Source organism: Chryseobacterium soldanellicola, assembly GCF_900100115.1.
Lineage (GTDB): Bacteria > Bacteroidota > Bacteroidia > Flavobacteriales > Weeksellaceae > Chryseobacterium > Chryseobacterium soldanellicola.
The window spans coordinates 922,020-941,367 of sequence record NZ_FNKL01000001.1 but is presented as its reverse complement, the minus strand read 5'-3'; the positions used below and the strand labels follow the sequence as shown (position 1 = coordinate 941,367).

Annotated in this window: 21 protein-coding genes; all 21 read left to right on the top strand. The window is 32.8% G+C overall.

Features of this window, described 5'->3' with window-relative positions; genetic code table 11:
* Positions 1-810: a hypothetical protein gene (locus BLT04_RS04130; protein WP_089753925.1), complete on the top strand. Its 810-nt coding sequence runs from the start codon at positions 1-3 to the stop codon at positions 808-810.
* A gap of 1 nt (position 811) precedes the next feature.
* On the top strand, positions 812-1,294 hold the full coding sequence (locus BLT04_RS04125) for a DUF4280 domain-containing protein (RefSeq protein ID WP_089753923.1): 483 nt from the start codon (positions 812-814) through the stop codon (positions 1,292-1,294).
* 18 nt (positions 1,295-1,312) lie between these two features.
* Positions 1,313-3,730 (top strand): hypothetical protein, encoded by a 2,418-nt coding sequence (locus BLT04_RS18980; RefSeq protein WP_089753921.1) that lies wholly within the window; start codon positions 1,313-1,315, stop codon positions 3,728-3,730.
* Positions 3,731-3,735: 5 nt separating this feature from the next.
* Positions 3,736-4,392, top strand: a complete 657-nt coding sequence (locus BLT04_RS04115) for a hypothetical protein (RefSeq protein WP_089753919.1) — start codon at positions 3,736-3,738, stop codon at positions 4,390-4,392.
* 225 nt (positions 4,393-4,617) lie between these two features.
* The gene (locus BLT04_RS04110) at positions 4,618-5,280 is read left to right on the top strand and encodes a hypothetical protein (protein WP_139166209.1); all 663 of its coding nucleotides are present in this window, start codon (positions 4,618-4,620) and stop codon (positions 5,278-5,280) included.
* Positions 5,281-5,375: 95 nt separating this feature from the next.
* Positions 5,376-5,534 carry a hypothetical protein gene (locus BLT04_RS18850; RefSeq protein WP_170828423.1) on the top strand — a complete coding sequence of 53 codons (159 nt, stop codon included), beginning with the start codon at positions 5,376-5,378 and terminating at the stop codon, positions 5,532-5,534.
* Positions 5,535-5,630: 96 nt separating this feature from the next.
* Positions 5,631-6,791 (top strand): hypothetical protein, encoded by a 1,161-nt coding sequence (locus BLT04_RS04105; RefSeq protein ID WP_089753915.1) that lies wholly within the window; start codon positions 5,631-5,633, stop codon positions 6,789-6,791.
* Between the two features lie 17 nt (positions 6,792-6,808).
* Positions 6,809-7,321 carry a type VI secretion system TssO gene (tssO, locus tag BLT04_RS04100; protein ID WP_089753913.1) on the top strand — a complete coding sequence of 171 codons (513 nt, stop codon included), beginning with the start codon at positions 6,809-6,811 and terminating at the stop codon, positions 7,319-7,321.
* A 9-nt stretch (positions 7,322-7,330) separates the two neighbouring features.
* Positions 7,331-7,915 carry a hypothetical protein gene (locus tag BLT04_RS04095; protein ID WP_089753912.1) on the top strand — a complete coding sequence of 195 codons (585 nt, stop codon included), beginning with the start codon at positions 7,331-7,333 and terminating at the stop codon, positions 7,913-7,915.
* A complete protein-coding gene (locus tag BLT04_RS04090) occupies positions 7,893-8,588 on the top strand; it encodes a hypothetical protein (protein WP_089753910.1) in 696 nt (231 codons plus the stop codon). Before BLT04_RS04095 ends, BLT04_RS04090 begins: the two co-directional genes overlap by 23 nt.
* Positions 8,589-8,600: 12 nt before the next feature.
* Positions 8,601-9,029, top strand: a complete 429-nt coding sequence (locus tag BLT04_RS04085; protein ID WP_089753908.1) for a GPW/gp25 family protein — start codon at positions 8,601-8,603, stop codon at positions 9,027-9,029.
* A 2-nt stretch (positions 9,030-9,031) separates the two neighbouring features.
* Positions 9,032-10,000 carry a LysM peptidoglycan-binding domain-containing protein gene (locus tag BLT04_RS04080; protein ID WP_089753907.1) on the top strand — a complete coding sequence of 323 codons (969 nt, stop codon included), beginning with the start codon at positions 9,032-9,034 and terminating at the stop codon, positions 9,998-10,000.
* Position 10,001: 1 nt separating this feature from the next.
* A complete protein-coding gene (locus tag BLT04_RS04075) occupies positions 10,002-10,478 on the top strand; it encodes a DUF4280 domain-containing protein (RefSeq protein ID WP_089753905.1) in 477 nt (158 codons plus the stop codon).
* Positions 10,479-10,487: 9 nt separating this feature from the next.
* Positions 10,488-12,587: a L,D-transpeptidase gene (locus BLT04_RS04070; protein WP_089753903.1), complete on the top strand. Its 2,100-nt coding sequence runs from the start codon at positions 10,488-10,490 to the stop codon at positions 12,585-12,587.
* A 4-nt stretch (positions 12,588-12,591) separates the two neighbouring features.
* Positions 12,592-13,911, top strand: a complete 1,320-nt coding sequence (locus BLT04_RS04065; RefSeq protein WP_089753901.1) for an SH3 domain-containing protein — start codon at positions 12,592-12,594, stop codon at positions 13,909-13,911.
* 25 nt (positions 13,912-13,936) lie between these two features.
* Positions 13,937-15,751, top strand: coding sequence for a type VI secretion system baseplate subunit TssF (locus BLT04_RS04060; RefSeq protein ID WP_089753899.1), 1,815 nt, complete (start codon positions 13,937-13,939; stop codon positions 15,749-15,751).
* 31 nt (positions 15,752-15,782) lie between these two features.
* Positions 15,783-16,232, top strand: coding sequence for a hypothetical protein (locus BLT04_RS04055; protein ID WP_089753897.1), 450 nt, complete (start codon positions 15,783-15,785; stop codon positions 16,230-16,232).
* Positions 16,233-16,252: 20 nt separating this feature from the next.
* On the top strand, positions 16,253-17,626 hold the full coding sequence (locus BLT04_RS04050; RefSeq protein ID WP_170828422.1) for a DUF5458 family protein: 1,374 nt from the start codon (positions 16,253-16,255) through the stop codon (positions 17,624-17,626).
* A gap of 155 nt (positions 17,627-17,781) precedes the next feature.
* Positions 17,782-18,168 (top strand): type VI secretion system tube protein TssD, encoded by a 387-nt coding sequence (tssD, locus tag BLT04_RS04045; RefSeq protein WP_089753893.1) that lies wholly within the window; start codon positions 17,782-17,784, stop codon positions 18,166-18,168.
* Between the two features lie 211 nt (positions 18,169-18,379).
* The gene (gene tssD, locus BLT04_RS04040; protein ID WP_089753891.1) at positions 18,380-18,766 is read left to right on the top strand and encodes a type VI secretion system tube protein TssD; all 387 of its coding nucleotides are present in this window, start codon (positions 18,380-18,382) and stop codon (positions 18,764-18,766) included.
* Between the two features lie 191 nt (positions 18,767-18,957).
* The gene (gene tssD / locus BLT04_RS04035) at positions 18,958-19,347 is read left to right on the top strand and encodes a type VI secretion system tube protein TssD (protein WP_089753889.1); all 390 of its coding nucleotides are present in this window, start codon (positions 18,958-18,960) and stop codon (positions 19,345-19,347) included.
* Position 19,348 lies beyond the last annotated feature (1 nt).

Genomic DNA, 19,348 nt, shown 5'->3' with positions numbered 1-19,348 from the left:
ATGAATCAGTTAATTTTAGAAAAAAGATATCCTTTTCATAAAGAATATGGTGCTGTCCAGACTGTTGATGAAAATGGTGAACAGAAAGTAAAGATTACTTTTCTTGCGGAAATTGAAAGGGCTAGTCATTTCAAATATAATATCAAAAAGAATAATATCCTGATAAATGATAAAGCTCCGGATCTTGTTATAGAGAAGCTTTCAGCGAAAATTGGCAGCCTCTTTTCTCCCTTGGAAGTTGAAACATCAGAGAACGGAAATCTTAAACAAATCTGTAACCTGAAAGATATTGTCAACAGTTGGAAATCGTTGAAACCAAAGCTTAGTGAATATTATCAAGGTGAAAAGATGAAAAGGCTGATGTCAAGCACAGAAAATGAATTGGGGTCGAAAAATACAATACAAAACAGGATACTGAACAGTTTTTTTTATCGTCTTTATTTTTTGCCGTTCCGTGATTATTTAAACGAAGAAGACAAGGATTTTGATTTGTATCTGCCAATTTTTCCTTTCAAAAATAAAGTGAGATATAGTATAGCTGCTGCAGAACCGGAATTAACAGAAACCGGAAATCTGAAGCTGAAATTGTCCGGAAAATGTACAGATGTAAGAAGTTTTGTACAGATTATCAATAACAAAACAGCTACAGAAGTACAAGAAAGTACATGTTCCGGAGAAATAGATTTCGAATATGAATTTAATAGGGCAGACGGTTCTATTTTCTCTGTAAATGCAGAAATATTTTTTCAGGATGAAGAAAAAAATACACGCAAAATAAATTTTAAACTGAACCCAATAAGTACAAAATAAGATGAGCGAAAAACATTTAGTATGTCAGGGAGCCATCTGCCAATGCCAATTTGGGACAACGCCGGACAAGCTGAAGGTAAAAACCCAAACCAAACGCTTTATCAATGATAAAGAGGGAAAAGAAAAACTGACAGCCACGCATATGGATCTCGGAAAAACCTTTGAAAAAAACACTTTCGGGAGCTGTGCCAAAATGAATAACAATCCCTGTCAGGCTGTAGTCACAGAATGGAGCGGTTATTATGAAAAAATAGTCATAGAAGACAATAAAGGAAAAGTTTTGCTGGAAGACAGCAAAGCCACCTGTCCCATAGGCGGAAAAGACTGTATCGAGATTATCAATCACGGACAGACGAGTGAAGTGACTTCCCAGAATTTCAAAAATGCGGATAATGATGTTTTGGTTGAAATCTGCCCGTTCATAGATTTTATGGAGATCGCAGACGATATGGAAATGGAAGAGGAGGAAGCCGATTATATGTAACCAGAAATAAAGACACTCATGAGCAAGAAAGGTATTTCACAAATCAAAGGTCCTTCCGAGATTCGTCTTGGTGAGACGGCTTATTACGAAGTGAGCCGAATTTATGACCTGGATGATAAAAAGAAGGTGGATGCTGCAAGATGGAAATTGTATGTTTTAGATTTTAAGCATCACGATAACTGGCGCGAGCTGAAACCTCAAGCGGGAACGCTTCCCAAAATAGGCTATCGAATTCCATTAAAAATAACAAAGCAGTCGCTGGTTGGGAGCGAGCTGATGTTGGAAGCTTACATTTATGAACCCGAAAAAAGGATTCCTCCGGGATTAAGAATTAAAGTTCTGCCCGGATTAAAGAAGAAAATATCGCGCGTAGAACTCTTTAAAGCTGACAATAGTCCTATTAAAGAGGATACGGTCATGAAGTACGGACAGACCATAAAAGTAAAGGTCTATACCGAAAACATGCAGGGAGAAATGGTAAAAGTAAGTCTTTACGAAGATGATGCTCAGGGTGGGGGAGACAGCCCCAAAAATAAGAATAATAGGGTAGCCCACATCACAAAAGCGCTGAATAAGAAAGGTTTTCTGTGGCATGAATTTAAACTGAATATTGATTTTACAAAAATTTCCAATGCCGTTATGGATGGCAGCCACGACAAGCTCCATGAATATTATGTAGTCGTGGAAACTGCCGAACATAAATCGGTAAGTAAAAATGTAGAAGTACAAAACCCGGATTATATTTTTTCTCAAACCGTAAGCAGTGGTGTTGATACTGAGAAAACTTATGGGGAGACTTTGATTGAGGAGGTTGTTATTAAAGGAAAATTTAAAAAGCAAATGGGGACTAATCCGCCTGTGGGTACTGGGAATCAGGTGGTGACGGTTGCTAAACCTGATGAGAAAGATCGGAAGAAGGAAGAAAAGTGTTTTTGTAATAAAGATTTTGAAGAAAAAGATGTCCGAAAACTAGTTAAACTTCTGAAAGGAGCAGAAACAATTTGGGAAGGACAGGCTTTAAGAGGAGGCAAAAGAGCTGAATGTAATATTAGTGACAAATCTTTTGGAACTTTAACTAAGGTATTAAACAATTCATTTAAAATATATAATATAAATACTTGTGCTCAAAAAATGCACTTTCTGGCGCAGGTTTGTGAGGAGACCGGAACATTTACCTTATCAGAAGAAACCAAAGGACAATATGCATCAAGTAGAAGTATTTACAAAGGAAGAGGAATTTTACAATTAACAGGTGTTAAAAAAAATAAAAACGACGGATTATATAATGAACCCGGTCCTTACAAATCATATGCTGATTACAAGCGAGATCAAAATATAGTACGAAATCCTGAAATTATTGCTACGAATGTTCAATATGCTATTGATAGCGGAGGATGGATATGGAGTATAAATCAAAAGATGACAGACAATCCGAAATCAAAGGCAATAGAAAGATGGGGAGAGGAAACATTAGGTAAATCTTTAAATGAATTGGCAGTTTATGAAGATAAATATTTAGAATTGATTTCTGCCTTGTTAAATGGAAGAGGGAGTGATGGAATGCCAATTGGGTGGGAAAAAAGAAAAAGCAATTATAATTTGTTAAAGATCGGAATTTTTAAATATGATTGGTATCATGGAGGTAAAAAAGATCAGCCTGTAGATGCAAATGATATTACTACTTATCATATTTATGCTGATGGTAAGATAGAGAGGCATATTCCTAAAAAAATTAAGGCTGGATATGAGCAAAAATACAAGTATGTCTATCATGATTCAAATGATAAAAAATACGATATCTGCATTGTAGATTGGATAGAAATTGATAAGGTGAAACATGTTGGAAAAAGTATAGTTGAGAAAGGTTATATTTCTCACGAAACATTTAATGTCAAAGGTGTCAATCAGAAACATGTCTATAAATATGCAGATGGAAGAGTTATTGCTTCCGGAGATGCAGGAGAAGGAGGTGGAACAATTACAAGAAAATATGCTAAAGCAGGTGGAAAAACTGTTATTATTATTAAAGTGCCTGAGCCTTTATCATATAATTCGGAAAGTGTAAAAATAAATTTAAAATTTGAAAATACGATTCGTACTTATATGGGAAGAGATCATTTTGCTGCTCTTATTGGAGCATTAGCAAATTGCAACATGTCTTTGATTTCGGAAGGGTCTGCAATGAAAGATGGTACATGTTTCCCAAGTGTATCACATACTAATGGAGAGAGTATAGATACAGATTATCTGATTTTACCCAATACTCAAAAATATGTTAATTCCATGGCGAAATTTGGATTTAAAACTATGTTGTATAAACCAGGAATGAAACTGAAAAAACCTAGTGGTGTTGTAACTTTCAAAGAAGATTCTCATCACAGCGCTCATTTACACTGTGGCTCTTCAAATATTCCAATAACAGAAATAAAAGAATAAACAAAATGAAAAAAATATTTTTTTTGGTAGTGTGTGTAACAGTTATTAATATTTCTTGTCAGAAAAAAGGTATTATTGATAATTTCACAAAATCTCCTATAGATACATTATCTGAACGACCCACAATATTATATTTTGACGATGATGATATTAAAGATAAGGTAGAAATTATTTCAAAACCTGATAATAAAATTTTAAATTTTAAATTATCTGTCCATTTATCTACATTGAATAAATCAATTGAAATACCTATACTAAATAATAGTATTTTGTACAATAATAAGTATTCAGCGTATTATATAAGTGATCCTGTAATTAAAAATAAAATCATAGAGTTTCGGATAGATTATGCAGATCATATTACAGTACCTAATAACTCAGGAGAGAAAAAGAATTTAATTGAAAAGATTAAAATTAGATTTAATCTTAAAAGTAAGAAAATACAAATTATTGGATATGATCTGACCTATTCTAAAGAGAATAAAAATAAATATACTAAATCATTTAATTTTATTACGGGTAAATACTATTCTTCATGTTATTTTGATAACGACAAAAAAGAAACATCGGGTTGGGCATCTGAACTTCAAAATATTTATATCCAGAATTGGAATCATGATTTTTTAAATAAAATTTCGCTGTATGGAAATGAAATTGAATAAAAGGAGATTTGGGATATTTATCTAAAAATAAAAATGGAGAAGCAACCATATCTACTGAGCCATACGAAACATATGATAAAATTAAGTAAAGAAGGATAATATTTGTATGTATAATGGGAGCCAATGGCTTTCTGATTTTAAACAAAGAGATATGTGGCCAGGCTCTTCATATAGAAATAATCCTCCTAGATATAATATTTATAGATGGAAATAAACAATATTAATATGAAAATTAAAGAAATAGTTATCTTTTTATTGATTACAGTTTCATTTTATGCTCGTAGTCAAGAAAATAAATCGACAAAAAAATTGGTTGAACCTACTATTGGTTATCAATATAATGATAAAGTAATAAAAGAATTAAATAAATTTTATAGCCTTTATTTTTCTGCAATGGAGAACGTAGATAATACAAGTGAAAATGATCTTGATTTAATTAAGCGAAAATATATGACAAGTAAGCTATATGAAAAACTTAAAAAAATAGATATGGATTATGATCCAGTCATAAATGCTCAAGATGTAGATTCCAACTGGCAGAAGTCAATTAATATTAATCATGTTAAAGATGATTTATTTAAAATGTGCATTAAAAATAGTTATGATAAATCACTAAACTGTACTTATTTAAAAGTAGAAGAAAATTTTAAAATATATGATATACAAGTTAATAATATTGCAAGTATTTTAAATTATATAAATGAAGATGAAACATATATTGACACTCAAAATAATATTATAGATAAAGATTCAGTAAATTCTAAAATAATTGCAGGTAACTATCAATATGGTAAATGCTCTGAGTCAAAACCTAGCTTTTATTTTGTAGATGATGAAGGGCAATTTAATTTTTATACTCCTAAAATAAGTGGGTATCTATTTCTATAACGTCTAAAAAAAACGGAAATATTTACGGTATAATATATAATTTTCTTACTGGGGTATCAGGTGAAAATAAGGACCTAGATTGGAATAATTTTTCAATGAAAGATGAAATTGCTGAAATTAAAGTAATTGATAATAATCATTTAGAATTTAAATGGTTAGGGTTTTATAATCTAAAGAAAAATCAAATGGATTTCTTAGAAAACCCTTTCAGTAAAGATAAAAATCCAATTGTATTAGAGAGATGTAATGATTAAAAGAAAGATTACAAAAAATATTTAATAGTTATACTACTGTTTTATTTAAAAAAGGACAGTAAAAAAATTAAATAAAAAATAAAAAACAACAACAAAATGATAGAAAAATTAAACCATTTCCCCGTAAACTGGATCGACGGAATGAAAATCAACAAAACACATTTCACTGCGGTTCAGGATTTTATAAGTGACTCTGTGAGAGATTCGGTAGGGATTCACACATCAATGATTAATTACGGGTTATTGCCTGTAAATGAATCTATTAAGATGAATCTGATTATTGATAATCATAAATTGTTAAGAATTAGAGTAGAACAGTGTTATGCCATTACTCCCAATGGTTCAAGAATTGATATTGGAGAAGGAACGGCAGAATCGATTGCCCTTTCTTTGCCTTATCCGGAGGCCGCTTATGAAATTAAAGACAATGAAAGCATCGTTCTTTTAGCGTGTCTTTCTGTCAGTCATTTTACAAGAACGCCTCATGGAGAGCCTGATCCGGATGAAAACCCTCCGAGATATCCATTTACGCAACCGGAATATTCCCTGAACCTGATTCCCGAAAATGAAATAAAAAATAGGTTGGGACTGGGTACAAATTATTTAACGATCGGAAAAATATTGGTCAGTGCAAACGAATCACGGATTGACGAAAACTATATTCCGCCATGTGTTTGCGTTTCAAGCCACAGGAAATTACAGGAATTGTATATGGAAATTGATCGGTTTTACGGCCAGATAGAATTGTATTCAGTACAGATTGCCCAAAAAATTTACAGTAAAAAACAAACAAATTCACTGGCTGTCATGATGGAATTAATGACAGACAAAACATTGAATTATCTTGGAATGGAAATCAACAGATTCAGATGGCTGTCACCACATTCTGAGCCTGCAAACATGTTATTGTCGGTTGTCGCATTGGCACGTACGATCAAAAATTTTATCGACGCAAGATCCGGTTCGGGAAAAGAAGAAATGTTAAATTATTTCGCTGAATGGTGCAATGTAAGCCAGGGTAATTTCGAAATAATTTTCTCAGAAGTCATCAATACAGAATATATTCACAATCAGATGGATTTAACAATTGCAAAGATTCTGAGGTTTATGAAAACATTGGAAGAGCTCTATTCTGTACTTAGCAGGCTTGATTATATTGGTAAAAAACGGGATGGAAGCATTTTCGTATCTGAAAATACAGATGAAAGGGATTCCGTAGTTCATGCAAAACGTAGTAAAACTTTCCTCGCGGATTAAAATATTTGACACAAATTATGGAAGTACTAAATAAAAAAGAACGCTCAAAAGCTTTTTCATTCTTCATTCTGTTTTTTATTATTACGGTTGTTATTCTGGTCACAGCCATTTTATTCAATGCTTATTTTCCTTTTAAGGAAAACAGTTTATTGAAATCTGAAAATGCCAAAATGAAAAAAGAAATGGAAACTCAGGATAAATTCTCATTTCAACTGGAAAAAGTAAAAGCAGCAACAGATTCTATCGGCATACCTCAGCAAAATGATTTTTTTAATGAAAAACTGGCACTGTCAATTCTTGCGGATATGTATAAGCAGCTTCCGAAAGATACACTGAAAAATAAAGTGATGTATAATAATGCGATTATCGGATATAAAGATTTAATTGATGCCAAAAAGCAGATCAAGCAACTTTCTGGAAATCAAATGACAATGGACAGCCTGAGCTCGATCAATAAAACACTGAAAGCGGAATATGATAAGATGAAGACTGATCTAGAAGTCTGCAGACAGCTTTATCAGGCACAATAAATTTCCAATATGAATAACAATAAAGTTAAAATTATTCTCTTTTGCCTTTTGTTTTCTGTGTTTCTTAAAGCACAGAAGCTTTCTTCAGATTCTGCTTTTGTCAGTTTTGATTGCGGAATTGTACAAAATAAACAGAAATTAGACAGAGAGTTTTTCGCAAGCACACCACCATTGCAGTTGAGGGCAAATAATGAGGAGCTTACATACAGCACTATACAGCTAGGGAAAAGGAAAAATAAAATATTCCTGTATTTACAGATTATAGCGAAAAATGTATGTATTAAGAAAGATAAAAATGTAGATATCTATTTTAAATCAGGTGAAATTATTACTCTTAAAAATGAATATCCCTTGAATTGCGAAGGCTTTTTTGCCAAACAATTAACAAAGAAGGAGCTCGAAAAATTACGCGGAAATGAGATCACTTTAATTAAAGTGTATACCTATAAAAAAAACTATGAATATTATGTAAGTGATACTGATAATACCAATTTTGATAATCAGATAGATTGTCTTTCAGCATACGGCGTGAAAAAAACAGATCAGGTTAAAATTAAAAAACAAAAAGAAAATGTGTCCTCTTCCGGAACTTAATCTGAATCTCGGCATTGTAACGCGTCAACATACTTCATCACCGAAAGATGAAGGCGAAATTATTGTAAAAACAGATTCTCAACTTAAAACGTACACGATCACAATAATAATTTCTGATCAGGAAGCAGGAAAAATTCAACTGAAAATAGGAAATCAGGAAGTTGAAATCCCCACTTATAAATTAACAGTTACAGATGATAAAACCAATGAAACAGAGGTTTTTCAAGTGACAAGGGATACATTGAATTTTATGCAGACAAAAACTAAAATGAGCTTTTTGTCTTTTTTAGGGTTTAAAAAATTTGATAAAACTTCTTTTTTATATGAAAATATTCCATTTGAACCACAGTCTGAAAATCTGGAGAAATTTGAATTGTCGAAATATAGAAGCCTTTCAGAAAATAGCCTTAGTTATACATTAAACGGAAACGGAAAAAATATAATAATCTATGCAGGAAATATTAATGATTTTCAAAAACAGGAAAATATCTCTCAATATTTTATCGTCGTAAATCATAATGATGGGCAAAGTTTTATAGTAAACATGATGTACAGAGAAAAAATGCTGAAGCTTACCCCGAAAATTGAGCTGCACATTGTAAAAAGGAAAAATATTCCGAAGAATTTTGAAATTGATGAAGAAGGAAAAATCAGAAAATTGATTTATTTATAAAACCCAACACAAATGAAAGGAATTTATTATAAAATACCGGTTGATTTCGGTGCCATAACCGAAAGAAAAGATACAGAAAAAATATCAATAGATAACTCTATTGCGCAGCAAATATTTCTTATTGCCACAACATCTTTGGGTGAATGCAAGTTTGATGAATCTTTTGGATCAGAGATATGGGAAATGGATTTTGACCTTCTTAAAAGCGACAATATTTTGAAGGAATTCATAGGGAATTCATTAAAAAAAGCGGTGGTAATCCATGAAAAAAGACTCGAATTAAAAGATGTTGATGTGTTGATTAATGACCACAACATCGGCACATCAGGAAAAAAGAGAATGAAAAAACAGGTGCATATTTCTGTAAAAGGTCTTGTGTTGGAAACCAATCGTCCGTTTTTGTTTCAAAGCTCTTTTTTCGTCGGACCTTTATCTTATTGATTATGGATTTTTATATAAAAACACATATCGTTGAAAAAGGAGAAACCCTGGAGCTTATTGCAGGAATGTATAATATTCCTGAGGTTGAAATGTTGCGCGATTTTCATAATAACAATGTGCCGAATGTGAAAAACTGTATCGGGTGGACCGTCGCTGCCGGAGAAGAGCTTTTTATTCCTCAGCAAAAAGATATTCTGAAAGTGTTGGACACACGGAAAAGCAGAATTAATGAACAGTTTGAAAAGCAGCAAAACAGACTTCTCAAAAGGTATTTTGATTTTCCTTTTTATAAGGGTAGACATCAATATCTGATCACTGTTAATGATAAAAATGACAGCAGTTCATTTCTTCTTGAAATTGAACATGTAATGGAAAATGAAGAAAAGTTTCATCTGAAAATCAATCAGAAAAGAGGAAATAATGAAGAGCCCGATAGCTCTGTGGAAAAAATGGCGGATGATATTAATGAAAATTTATTTCCGATAGAATTGATAATTAATAAGCTAGGGATCATTGAAAAAATTAACAATTCTCATGATTTAAAAGCAAACTGGAAAAGCAAAAAAGAAGATCTGTATGAATTTTTTGAAGGAAATATCGGAAAAATATTTTTAGATAAAATAGAATCGAGCTTATCTGATATTGAGAAGTTAAAAAAAATGCTGAATGAAAATCTGCTTTGGAAACTGCTTTTGAATTCGTATTTGGGAGGGTATGCAGATGGAATAAATCAGAAGAAAATTAATTTGCTGAATTATAATTTTGATCTTATGAACAGGGTTGTAAAAGGTGAAAAAGAAGATCAGACATATACAATTTCGCAGGAAATAACAAGACCGGATCACACGGAAGAAATTGTCGCCGAAGCTGATTATCATATAGATATAAAAACACATATTCTCCAGTCTGCAGAGATAAAATTAAAAGACTGGTTTGAAAATTTAAATATTGTCATAACACAAATCACATAAAATGGGTGAAAAATATTTAGTCTGTCAGGGAGCAACCTGTTCCTGCCAATTTGGGACTGTTCCGGATCAGCTCAAAGTAAAAACACAGCGTAAGCGGTATATCAACGATAAAGACGGCAGTTATAAATTGACGGCTACACATAAAGATATCGGAAAGACTTTTCAGAATAATACTTTCGGAAACTGTTCCAAGATGAATAATAACCCTTGTCAGGTCACGGTTACAGAATGGAGCGGTTACTATGAGAAAATTATTCTCGAGGATAATGGCGGAAAAGTTTTGCTCGAAGACAGTAAGGCAACCTGCCCTATGGGAAGTAAAGACTGCATTACCATTATAAAACATGGACAAACCATAGAGCTCGGAAAGCAGAATCTTAAAAATGTTAGTTCTTTAAAAATTCATTTAATGAGTCCTTTAATGAATGTTGATGAGGTTTTGGATGATCTGGAAGAAAAGGATATCGATGCTTATTAATTATAGAATATGTTGAAAAAAGGAGTCTATAGAATAGCCGGAAATACATCGCCCAAAGTAGGCGTGGAAACGTTGTATGCGATTGCAGAATGGTATCCGGATACACCCATATTGGAAAGAAATCCTGCAGCAGTTACCTGGGAACTGTTCCGGAAAAGGGATAACGGAAAATTTACGTCTACGGGAATTAAAAAAGTGGGGGTGAACAGTTTTACGTTTGGTGAAAAATCATGGAGATACACGTACAGGCTGGAGGCCTATCTGCATACACCGGAAGGTAAGGAACCGATGTCTTTGATTATTAATCCTCAGCAAAATAAAGTTCCTGGGATCAGTAAAGTAGAGCTTCATTACGCGGATGATGCAAAAGGAAATACGTTTAGTTTTCTGGAAAAGGTAGTTGCCAAAGCTCATTGTGTGAATCTTGCCAATGAAGAACTACTTTTTACGCTTTGGGAAGATGATGCGAAGGGAAAAGGACACGATCCAAAAAATCTTTTGGTGGCTTCAAAAACCGCAAAAGTGAAAATGAGCAACGGAATTGCAACGGCAGAATTTACCCTCACGGAAGGTTTAATGAAAAAAGCAATGAGAGGTGAGCATGACGGACAATTGGAATTTTATGTAACAGTAGAATACTTTAAAAATAAAAAGCACGAATCTGAAAATGTAACCATAACTCATCCTCTTTACGGAAAATCTCAGGAACCAAAACATACGACTGCTCAAAAGAATTCAGTTAGTCATCAGCCGAAAGCGAAAGGTTCTCCCGCGGAACAAAAGCCTAAAAGTAAGAAAGAGGAAAAAGGATTTATCGATAAGATGAAGGAACTTTTTGATTTTTCAGAAAGTGAAAAGGCAACAGCCACGAAGGATAAGGAGCCTACACAGAATAGGAGTGTTACAAATAGCCCGGTTAAGATTAAAAAAAATGATAATGAAAAGGATAATAAGAATTGTGTTTGTAAAGAATATGATTTGATTTGGGGAAATAAGGTGAGTTGTGAATTTAGAAAGAAAGTGATTACTATTTGTAAAGATCTGTGGCCTAATAATTATATGAAAATGGCAAATAATTTAATGGCATGTATGGCATGGGAGACTGGTGAAAGCTTTAGTCCTTCTGTGAAAAATCCTAAATCTTCTGCAACAGGTTTAATTCAATTTATGAATGATACGGCTACGGATTTAGGAACTACAACAGCGGAATTGGCTAAAATGGATGCAGTGAGACAATTAGATTATGTTAAAAAATATTTTTCACCAATAAAAGATAGAAATTATGAATTTGTAGACTTGTATTTAAAAATATTATTCCCTGCATCAATGGGAAAACCGGATGACCATGTTGTATTTAGCAAAGATGGAAATGGATTAAATAAAGATGATAAGAATTATAAAGCAAGAAAAAATGCTTATTCAGTAAATTCTGGATTTGATACTAATCCTAAATATGGGAATGATGATAAAATGGTAACCAAAGGAGAAATCAAAAAAGGTATTCAAATATATATTGACAAGGGGAAAAAGAATAAAGCAAATGTTTTTAGTTGTACTAAACAAAAAATAGTCACAAATATAGAAACTGAAAAAGGGTTTTGGAATGTAATAATTACAGAGCACTATACAGGACAAAAATGTAATCATATAGAAAGAACAGCAATAAGAAATAATTGTAGAAGAGGAAAAATAGAAGTATATGATAATACTCAAAAAATAGTTTTAACTATAAATGATTGTCTTTTAGAAGGTATAAAAGGTGAAGATAGAGGCAAAACGGGTGCAGATGTGCCTTATGGAACTTATCAGATTAATAAAAACACACCTTTCTATAGTTCAACAAATAAAAATAAAAAATCTTATGGACCAAATCCACGATTAGTTTTTGAACCTATTAATGGTAGTGGAGATGAAGCTGATATTAGTAAAAGATCTGCAATACGAATTCATGGTGGTAGGCAAGATGGATATTCACTCAAAACATTAAAAAGGACTGAGGGCTGCATAAGAATATATGATGAAGATGCTAAAAGATTTTATGAATGGTGGGTAGACTTTAATAAAAATAATCCAAATGTAAAGCCTGGGAAGGTAATAATTAAAAAATAATTCTATGAGGACAAAAATAAGTTTAGCAACAATATTATTATTTGCTTCATTATTTATACTTGGTTGTCAAGATAAAAAAAATAATAAAACGATGAACGAAATAACAAAACTAGATGATAATACAAAATTGATAGACGGGATTAAATTCGAAAGTGATTTTTTGTTTGATAAAAATGATTTTGATCTAAAGAAGTATAAGTATAATCAAACTTATCTGGAAGATATAAAAATAAAAGATTTGCTTGACAGAAATTTTAGATTTCATTTTATGGAATATCTCAAGGATGTTAAAACCGAAGACGATAATTTTAAATCAACATTAATTTGTAAGCTATTACTTACAAGAATTTTTCAATTGTCTGATAGTAATGCTTTTTACATTTTGTCAGAAATATCAAAAGAAGAAATCATTTCTTACAATGGAATTGAATTGTATGAGAGTACTCTTATAGAAACATTTCTTCAAAATCCTTATTTATATATTCAGCAAAGTGCAAAATACAAAGATTCTTCATTATTAGATTACATTATGAAAATGTTTCCAACTTATCTTATAAATGAAGAATTTTTAGAAATGAATTTAGGATATATAAGGAAAGGTAAAAATAATATGTTACTTTTAAAGCCAGAAAGCATTAAGTTGTTGACCTTAAAATCTTTAGTAAAAAAAATAGATCTACTTTCAAAAATTGAAATTCAATTAGGTCCCTCATTCTATACTAATTTTGAAACTAAAAAAGAATTTTTTACGGATATATCATCATTGTTTGGAAATGATTTTTTGGAAAAACTAAGTAAATCTGAAAAAGAACTTTATGAAGCGAAAGTACTATCAATATTAGCAGATTTTTATATAAAATTAGATAGTAATAAAGAGATAATTAGTGATCCGGACGGTTATACTAACCTCCGAAAAGATAAAAATACAACTTCCGAAATTTTACAAAAAGTTCAATCGGGAGAACAAGTAGAGGTTTTAGACAATACAGGAGACTGGTGCAATGTAAAAACTAAAGAAGGAAAAATAGGATACATCCATAAAAGCAGAATCAAATCTAATAATAATTCTGTTTCTGTTTTACGAATCTACGACCGCGCAGATTTTACAAGTTTTTCAAAAGAGATACAGCCCAAAGGAGAAATAGAATATGTAAATAAAATAAACGGCTGGGATTTTATAAAAGTTAATGGGAGAGTGGGTTACATTCCTACAGAAGAGCAAAAACAGGAATTCGCGAATAGACCAAAAAGAAAAAATAGCTTTCTGGCAGAAGATGAGCCGGAGCCGATTAAAAAGAAAGCTTTTTGGGACTTCTTTGGATAAAAATTAAAACACAAAAAATACACAAATGAATCAGGAAAGAATTAAAGACCGAATTCTCCGCCGCGCCGCCAGGCTTTGGGGATACAATGAGCTCGAAGCAGAAACTTCATTTGACCCGATTGTCAGCTTATTGCTGTCGGCCGTGGCCTCCGAATTGGAAAAATTGGGTTTTGAGCTGGAAAGCTCAAGATCAAGAATTATTGAGCGCGTTCTGGAAGTTATGTTCCCGGAAGAGGTTTCCGGAGTTATTCCGGCAAGAACACTCCTTCAGATTACCCCTCTGGAAAACAATGCTCAAGTTTCATTATACAATCATTTCAAGACTTCAAAAAGAATTCATAATGTTTACAATCCTGCCGAAAATCTTCATAAAGATGTATATTTTACGCCGACTTTAGAAGCAAATTTAACCACTGCCAAAGCAGAATATATTGCGTATGGCAATGTTCTGAACCATATTGAGAGCTTCTTTTTCAGCAAAACCATTGCAAAAAGCCAACGATATATTCCATCCGGCGAATTATGGTTGGGATTGAAGTGCACGAATAAAGAAGATCTTACTCGGCTCATGTTGTATATTGATATCAATAACAACTATCAGAAGGAGATTTTTTTCTATTATTTAAAGCAGGCAAAAGTGTATTTTGAAGATCATGAAATTCCTTTATCAGAAGGATATAACGTAGATAATCAGGATTTAAATCTTGAAAATATTATCACTAAAAATTATTCTGACCTGGAACAGATTTATACCGACGTTAATCAATATTATTACCCGAATTTTTTCACACTAAACGGTAATTTAAGTCATAAAAAACAGGAAAATAAAGAGCTTTTTACCAAATATTTCACTGATAATCAGCTTTCGGAAGACGATACGGTTGTTTGGCTTAAATTTAAATTTTCTGAAGCAATTACAGATGATATTTTAGAGAATATACATATTTCGCTGAATTGTGTTCCTGCTGTAAATATCAGTAATTCAAAATCATTTCACCGGGTAACCGGAAGATTAAATATTATCCCGATTATTTCCGAGAATAATTTTCTGGATATTGATTTTGTTTCAGATGAAATGGGAAAAAGATATGACCTTAAAAATTACAATGCTGAAGGTCAGGATATTTCCGTTGTCTTAAGAAAAGGCGGGATTTCCAGGTTTGATCAAAGAAGCGCTTCAGAGCTTTTACAATATATGCTTGAACTAATAAAAGACGAAACGGCAGCATTTGCAGGCATTGGCGGCGATTCTGCAAAGGAAACTTTACGGCAGATCAGTCAGAATATTGCCGCGCTTCATCAGTTGGCGAAAGAAAAAAGTTTTGCCCAGGCAAATAATCCATATTTAGTGATCACGTCAAATGCCCAGGAAAAAGAAGTTACCTGCAGCATTTCTTATTGGCTTACCCTCGCCGATGAGGGAAATGATATAAAACCGGGCACTGTACTTTCTGCAGAAGAATCAGGGAATTCGAAATCTGCCGTCATCATAAAAGCGTCTGTAGGAGGACGAAAAAGCCTTTCTTCACAAGATAAAATCCTGGAGTACAGAAATTCACTTCTTACAAGAGGCAGATTAGTAACCGTAGCGGATATCAGAGCTTTTGGGATGAGCCATTTTAAAAGTATAATCAAAGATATTGAAGTGAAAAAAGGAACCAAAAAAGAAGTTTCACTCAAAGGCGGTTTTAGCCGTACAATAGATGTTTATCTCATCAAAAATAATGAGACAATACAGAATTTAACAGAATCGGAATGGGATTATCTATGTGAAAGCTTTTTATTAAATCTCAAAAAAAAATCTGCAAATATTTATCCTTATAGAATTTTCGAAAAATAAATCATAAACAATTTTTTAAAACACATACATTATGTTATCAAACAAAGGTATTGGTGGAAATGAAGTTCCACGCGACGCAAATGAGGCAATCGCTGAGATTCCTCAAAACAGAACATTAATTGCTCACAAGCTTACAGCGGAAGATCCTGTAAAACCCGAGCTAGTAGAAGGTCTCAACACTATTGATAAAGTATTTGAGCATTTTAAGCCGGAGTTCAGGGTAGATTTTGAAGACAGCAACGGAGCCGTGAAAATGGAAAATCTGAGATTCAGAAATCTTGGTGATTTCGGAACAAAAGGAATTACGGGGCAAAGTAATTTTCTTTCGGATTTAGAGACTGAAAAGGATCAGTATCAGAAAATAATTAAACAGTTAAAATCAAACAAAATTTTAAAGGCTGCTCTTGAAGATCCCGATGCCAAAAAAGCTTTGTACAACACGTTGGAATCTCTGATAAACGAATTAGAGAATAATAAATAAAAATCACAAAAAAAGAAATTATGTCGAATAAACCACAAATGCAAAATACGGAAACAGCAGCTTTAGAAGATCAGAAAATATATTCTGAAAAAATTTCCGTAGAAAAAAGTTTAGAAAAATTAGTAAAATACGGAGGTTTCGATCTTCTGGAAACTTCCATTGAAGGAGTGCAGAATATTAACCCGGACAGAAAGGCAAGGCGAAAAATTTTCTTAACCGAAAAAAGTAAGGAAAAGGAAAGAGAAACACTCAGAAAAACATTACAGCTTTGGGTTGAAGTAATTAATAAAAGTGATTCTTTAACTGATATGGTGGCAGATTGCGAAGATCAGAGAAAGCATGCGGAAGAATTATTAACAAAAAATCTCTCCAAAGCTGTCGAAGTAACGAGAGATCTTGAAGCCAATTACAGAACGGTCGCCATGTTTTACAAAAATACAGATGCCGAAAAAGTAAAAAATGTTACCATAGTCAATGCCAATCTTGAGCAATTGAAAGATCTTGATAATACAAGGTTCATCGATTCTATTCATGCCGAGCTTGCCGATAATTATGACAGATTGGATCTTAAGAATAATTACGGAATTCTGGTCATCCCTGGATATCTGGGTTCAAATAAAGTTGTTGAAAAATGGGCCAAGATCGCGCATGAAAATAAGGTAATGCTGGTAACGGATTTTGAGCATCTGGATGAGCCGGATGATGTAATGGAAATGTTTGACCAGGCATATCTTACGGGTGGGGATATTTACAGGGCAAATGTTCTGATGACATGCAACTGGCTGGTTGGCAGAGGAAGATTTGAGGAAATTAACGAAAATGAAGATCTTTTTATACCGCCTTCGGGAGCTTTGGCGGGCAAAATTTATCAGACATTAATGTCGCAGGTTACTGCAGGTAAAAAGTTTGGCGGAATTAACGAGATCGACGGAGTAAAATTTGATTTAAAGAAAAGTGAAATTGCCAATCTTGAAAACCTTGGATTAATTCCTATGGTAAATGAATACGGAAAAGTAATGGCCTTCTCCGGAAAAACATTGTTCAGTGGAGATAATTTAGGGCTTCAGACTTATTCCGTGGTAAGGGTTTTTGATTATGTGACCAAGGTTTTGATGGATTTCCTGAACAGGAGAGCCTTTGAAAACTTTACAGCCGTTACCAGAAAAGAAATTATGGGACAGATTGTTCGTTTTCTTGATGATATTACAGGCCCGGGAAAATTAATTGAAAACTTTGAAATAAAGAAATTTGAGCAAGATCCTTTACAAAAAGACAGAATTCATTTAGATATTCATATGAAACCATATTTTCCTGCGAAAAATTTTCTTATTAAAATGGATGGCCATAAAGGTGATGAAGGAAACGAATGGAATACTGAATATGAGCAAAAGTAATTAATAATTTATTGATTATTATGTTAATTCTAGCGAATATTAGATTAAATTTTAAATAATAACCCCAAAGCTTGTAAAATGGAAAATAGCTCATAATTTTGAGCGTAAATATATTTCCATTCTTGGTATTATTTATTAAACAAAATATATTTATTATGTCATTTAAAACCAAACTTAATGTTGCCGAGAAAGACCGCAACGTATTGTCCATTAATTACGACCTGTTACAGGAAACTGATCCCACAGGAAGGCCGTCTTCCGTTACCAGAGGCGGAAAAATAGAAATCACGGTTGAAGGAACCGGTGAAACTGATCTTTTTGAATGGATGACCAACTCATTTGAACGGAAAGACGGAAGCGTCGTTTTCTATAAACGTGATGGAAACGCTACTTTAAAAGAACTTAAATTCAAAGAAGCTTATATTAATCAGTATCGTGAAAATTTTGACTCTACAGGAGTAAATCCTTTAACCGAAACATTTACTCTTTCGGCTAAGGAAATACAGCTAGGGACTGGTAAACACGTCAATGAATGGGTATAACATCTCATAGTTGATTAGTATTGAATGGGTAATGAATAATTTATTGCCCGTTCTTTTATAACAAAAAAATAATTAAAGCTTGAGGACGGAATGCTTTATATCTTCAGTCAATTCATAAATATCAGGGAAATATATTAATGAAGAAAAACTACCGGCTTCTAAAAAATATTATTACAAAAACAATTATAAATTAATATAAAAAACACATATTATGTCATTTAAAGCAAAATTAAAAGTAGCAGGAAAAGAATACAATATTTTAAATGTAAGCTACGGATTATTTCAGGAAACTGATGCAACGGGAAGGCCATCTACCGTAACAAGAGGCGGAAAAATTGAGGTTGTCATCGAAGGGACAGGCTCTACGGATCTTTTTGAATGGATGACGAATTCTTTTGAAAGAAAAGACGGAAGTGTAGTCTTTGTAAAACGTGACAGCGATGCCACATTAAAAGAATTAAAATTCACAGAAGGTTATCTTGTAAAACACAGAGAAAACTTTGATTCTACAGGAGATAACCCGCTTACTGAAACTTTTACGATTTCTTCAAGAAAGATTGAATTAGGCTCAGGAGCCTATGAAAACGAATGGGTATAATATTTCATAGATGATTAATAAATGGGTAATGAGTAATCTTGTTGCCCGTTCTTTTTTTTCATAAAGCTGATCATATTTAATTACTGAAAACATTTTTAAGATGGATATCATTAGTTATTAATTAATGCCGAGCTTTTCGAAGAATCCGGCAATGGTCACTTATCATTTTTAACTCATAAACTAAAAAACACATGTCATTTTTAGCGAAATTAGAATTAGACGGAAAAACCTACAATATTCTGGAATGTAAATACAGCTTTTTACAGCAAACAGACGGAACCGGAAAACCCCAGGGAATGCCGCAGGGCGGAGAGATTTTACTCAGAATAGAAAGCACCGGAAATCCTGAGCTGCTGGGCTGGATGCTGGATCACCATCAGACCAAAAACGGCAAAATAATTTATTACAGAAGAGACGCAATGAGCAAGCTTCAGGAGCTGAATTTTGAAAAAGCCTATTGTATCAAATTTACCGAGCATTTTGAATCTAAAAATAGCGAGCCGCTGCAGATCGAGCTTCAGCTTATTGCAAAAAAGTTTGACCTCAACGGAGCTATTCACGAAAAAAGCTGGAGAGAATAAT

What these genes read in the sequence shown, in the direction of transcription:
- BLT04_RS04130 (WP_089753925.1), top strand. Translation starts at nt 1, where the DNA reads ATGAATCAGTTAATTTTAGAAAAAAGATATCCTTTTCATAAAGAATAT.
- BLT04_RS04125 (WP_089753923.1), top strand. Translation starts at nt 812, where the DNA reads ATGAGCGAAAAACATTTAGTATGTCAGGGAGCCATCTGCCAATGCCAA.
- BLT04_RS18980 (WP_089753921.1), top strand. Translation starts at nt 1,313, where the DNA reads ATGAGCAAGAAAGGTATTTCACAAATCAAAGGTCCTTCCGAGATTCGT.
- BLT04_RS04115 (WP_089753919.1), top strand. Translation starts at nt 3,736, where the DNA reads ATGAAAAAAATATTTTTTTTGGTAGTGTGTGTAACAGTTATTAATATT.
- BLT04_RS04110 (WP_139166209.1), top strand. Translation starts at nt 4,618, where the DNA reads ATGAAAATTAAAGAAATAGTTATCTTTTTATTGATTACAGTTTCATTT.
- BLT04_RS18850 (WP_170828423.1), top strand. Translation starts at nt 5,376, where the DNA reads ATGAAAGATGAAATTGCTGAAATTAAAGTAATTGATAATAATCATTTA.
- BLT04_RS04105 (WP_089753915.1), top strand. Translation starts at nt 5,631, where the DNA reads ATGATAGAAAAATTAAACCATTTCCCCGTAAACTGGATCGACGGAATG.
- tssO (WP_089753913.1), top strand. Translation starts at nt 6,809, where the DNA reads ATGGAAGTACTAAATAAAAAAGAACGCTCAAAAGCTTTTTCATTCTTC.
- BLT04_RS04095 (WP_089753912.1), top strand. Translation starts at nt 7,331, where the DNA reads ATGAATAACAATAAAGTTAAAATTATTCTCTTTTGCCTTTTGTTTTCT.
- BLT04_RS04090 (WP_089753910.1), top strand. Translation starts at nt 7,893, where the DNA reads ATGTGTCCTCTTCCGGAACTTAATCTGAATCTCGGCATTGTAACGCGT.
- BLT04_RS04085 (WP_089753908.1), top strand. Translation starts at nt 8,601, where the DNA reads ATGAAAGGAATTTATTATAAAATACCGGTTGATTTCGGTGCCATAACC.
- BLT04_RS04080 (WP_089753907.1), top strand. Translation starts at nt 9,032, where the DNA reads ATGGATTTTTATATAAAAACACATATCGTTGAAAAAGGAGAAACCCTG.
- BLT04_RS04075 (WP_089753905.1), top strand. Translation starts at nt 10,002, where the DNA reads ATGGGTGAAAAATATTTAGTCTGTCAGGGAGCAACCTGTTCCTGCCAA.
- BLT04_RS04070 (WP_089753903.1), top strand. Translation starts at nt 10,488, where the DNA reads ATGTTGAAAAAAGGAGTCTATAGAATAGCCGGAAATACATCGCCCAAA.
- BLT04_RS04065 (WP_089753901.1), top strand. Translation starts at nt 12,592, where the DNA reads ATGAGGACAAAAATAAGTTTAGCAACAATATTATTATTTGCTTCATTA.
- BLT04_RS04060 (WP_089753899.1), top strand. Translation starts at nt 13,937, where the DNA reads ATGAATCAGGAAAGAATTAAAGACCGAATTCTCCGCCGCGCCGCCAGG.
- BLT04_RS04055 (WP_089753897.1), top strand. Translation starts at nt 15,783, where the DNA reads ATGTTATCAAACAAAGGTATTGGTGGAAATGAAGTTCCACGCGACGCA.
- BLT04_RS04050 (WP_170828422.1), top strand. Translation starts at nt 16,253, where the DNA reads ATGTCGAATAAACCACAAATGCAAAATACGGAAACAGCAGCTTTAGAA.
- tssD (WP_089753893.1), top strand. Translation starts at nt 17,782, where the DNA reads ATGTCATTTAAAACCAAACTTAATGTTGCCGAGAAAGACCGCAACGTA.
- tssD (WP_089753891.1), top strand. Translation starts at nt 18,380, where the DNA reads ATGTCATTTAAAGCAAAATTAAAAGTAGCAGGAAAAGAATACAATATT.
- tssD (WP_089753889.1), top strand. Translation starts at nt 18,958, where the DNA reads ATGTCATTTTTAGCGAAATTAGAATTAGACGGAAAAACCTACAATATT.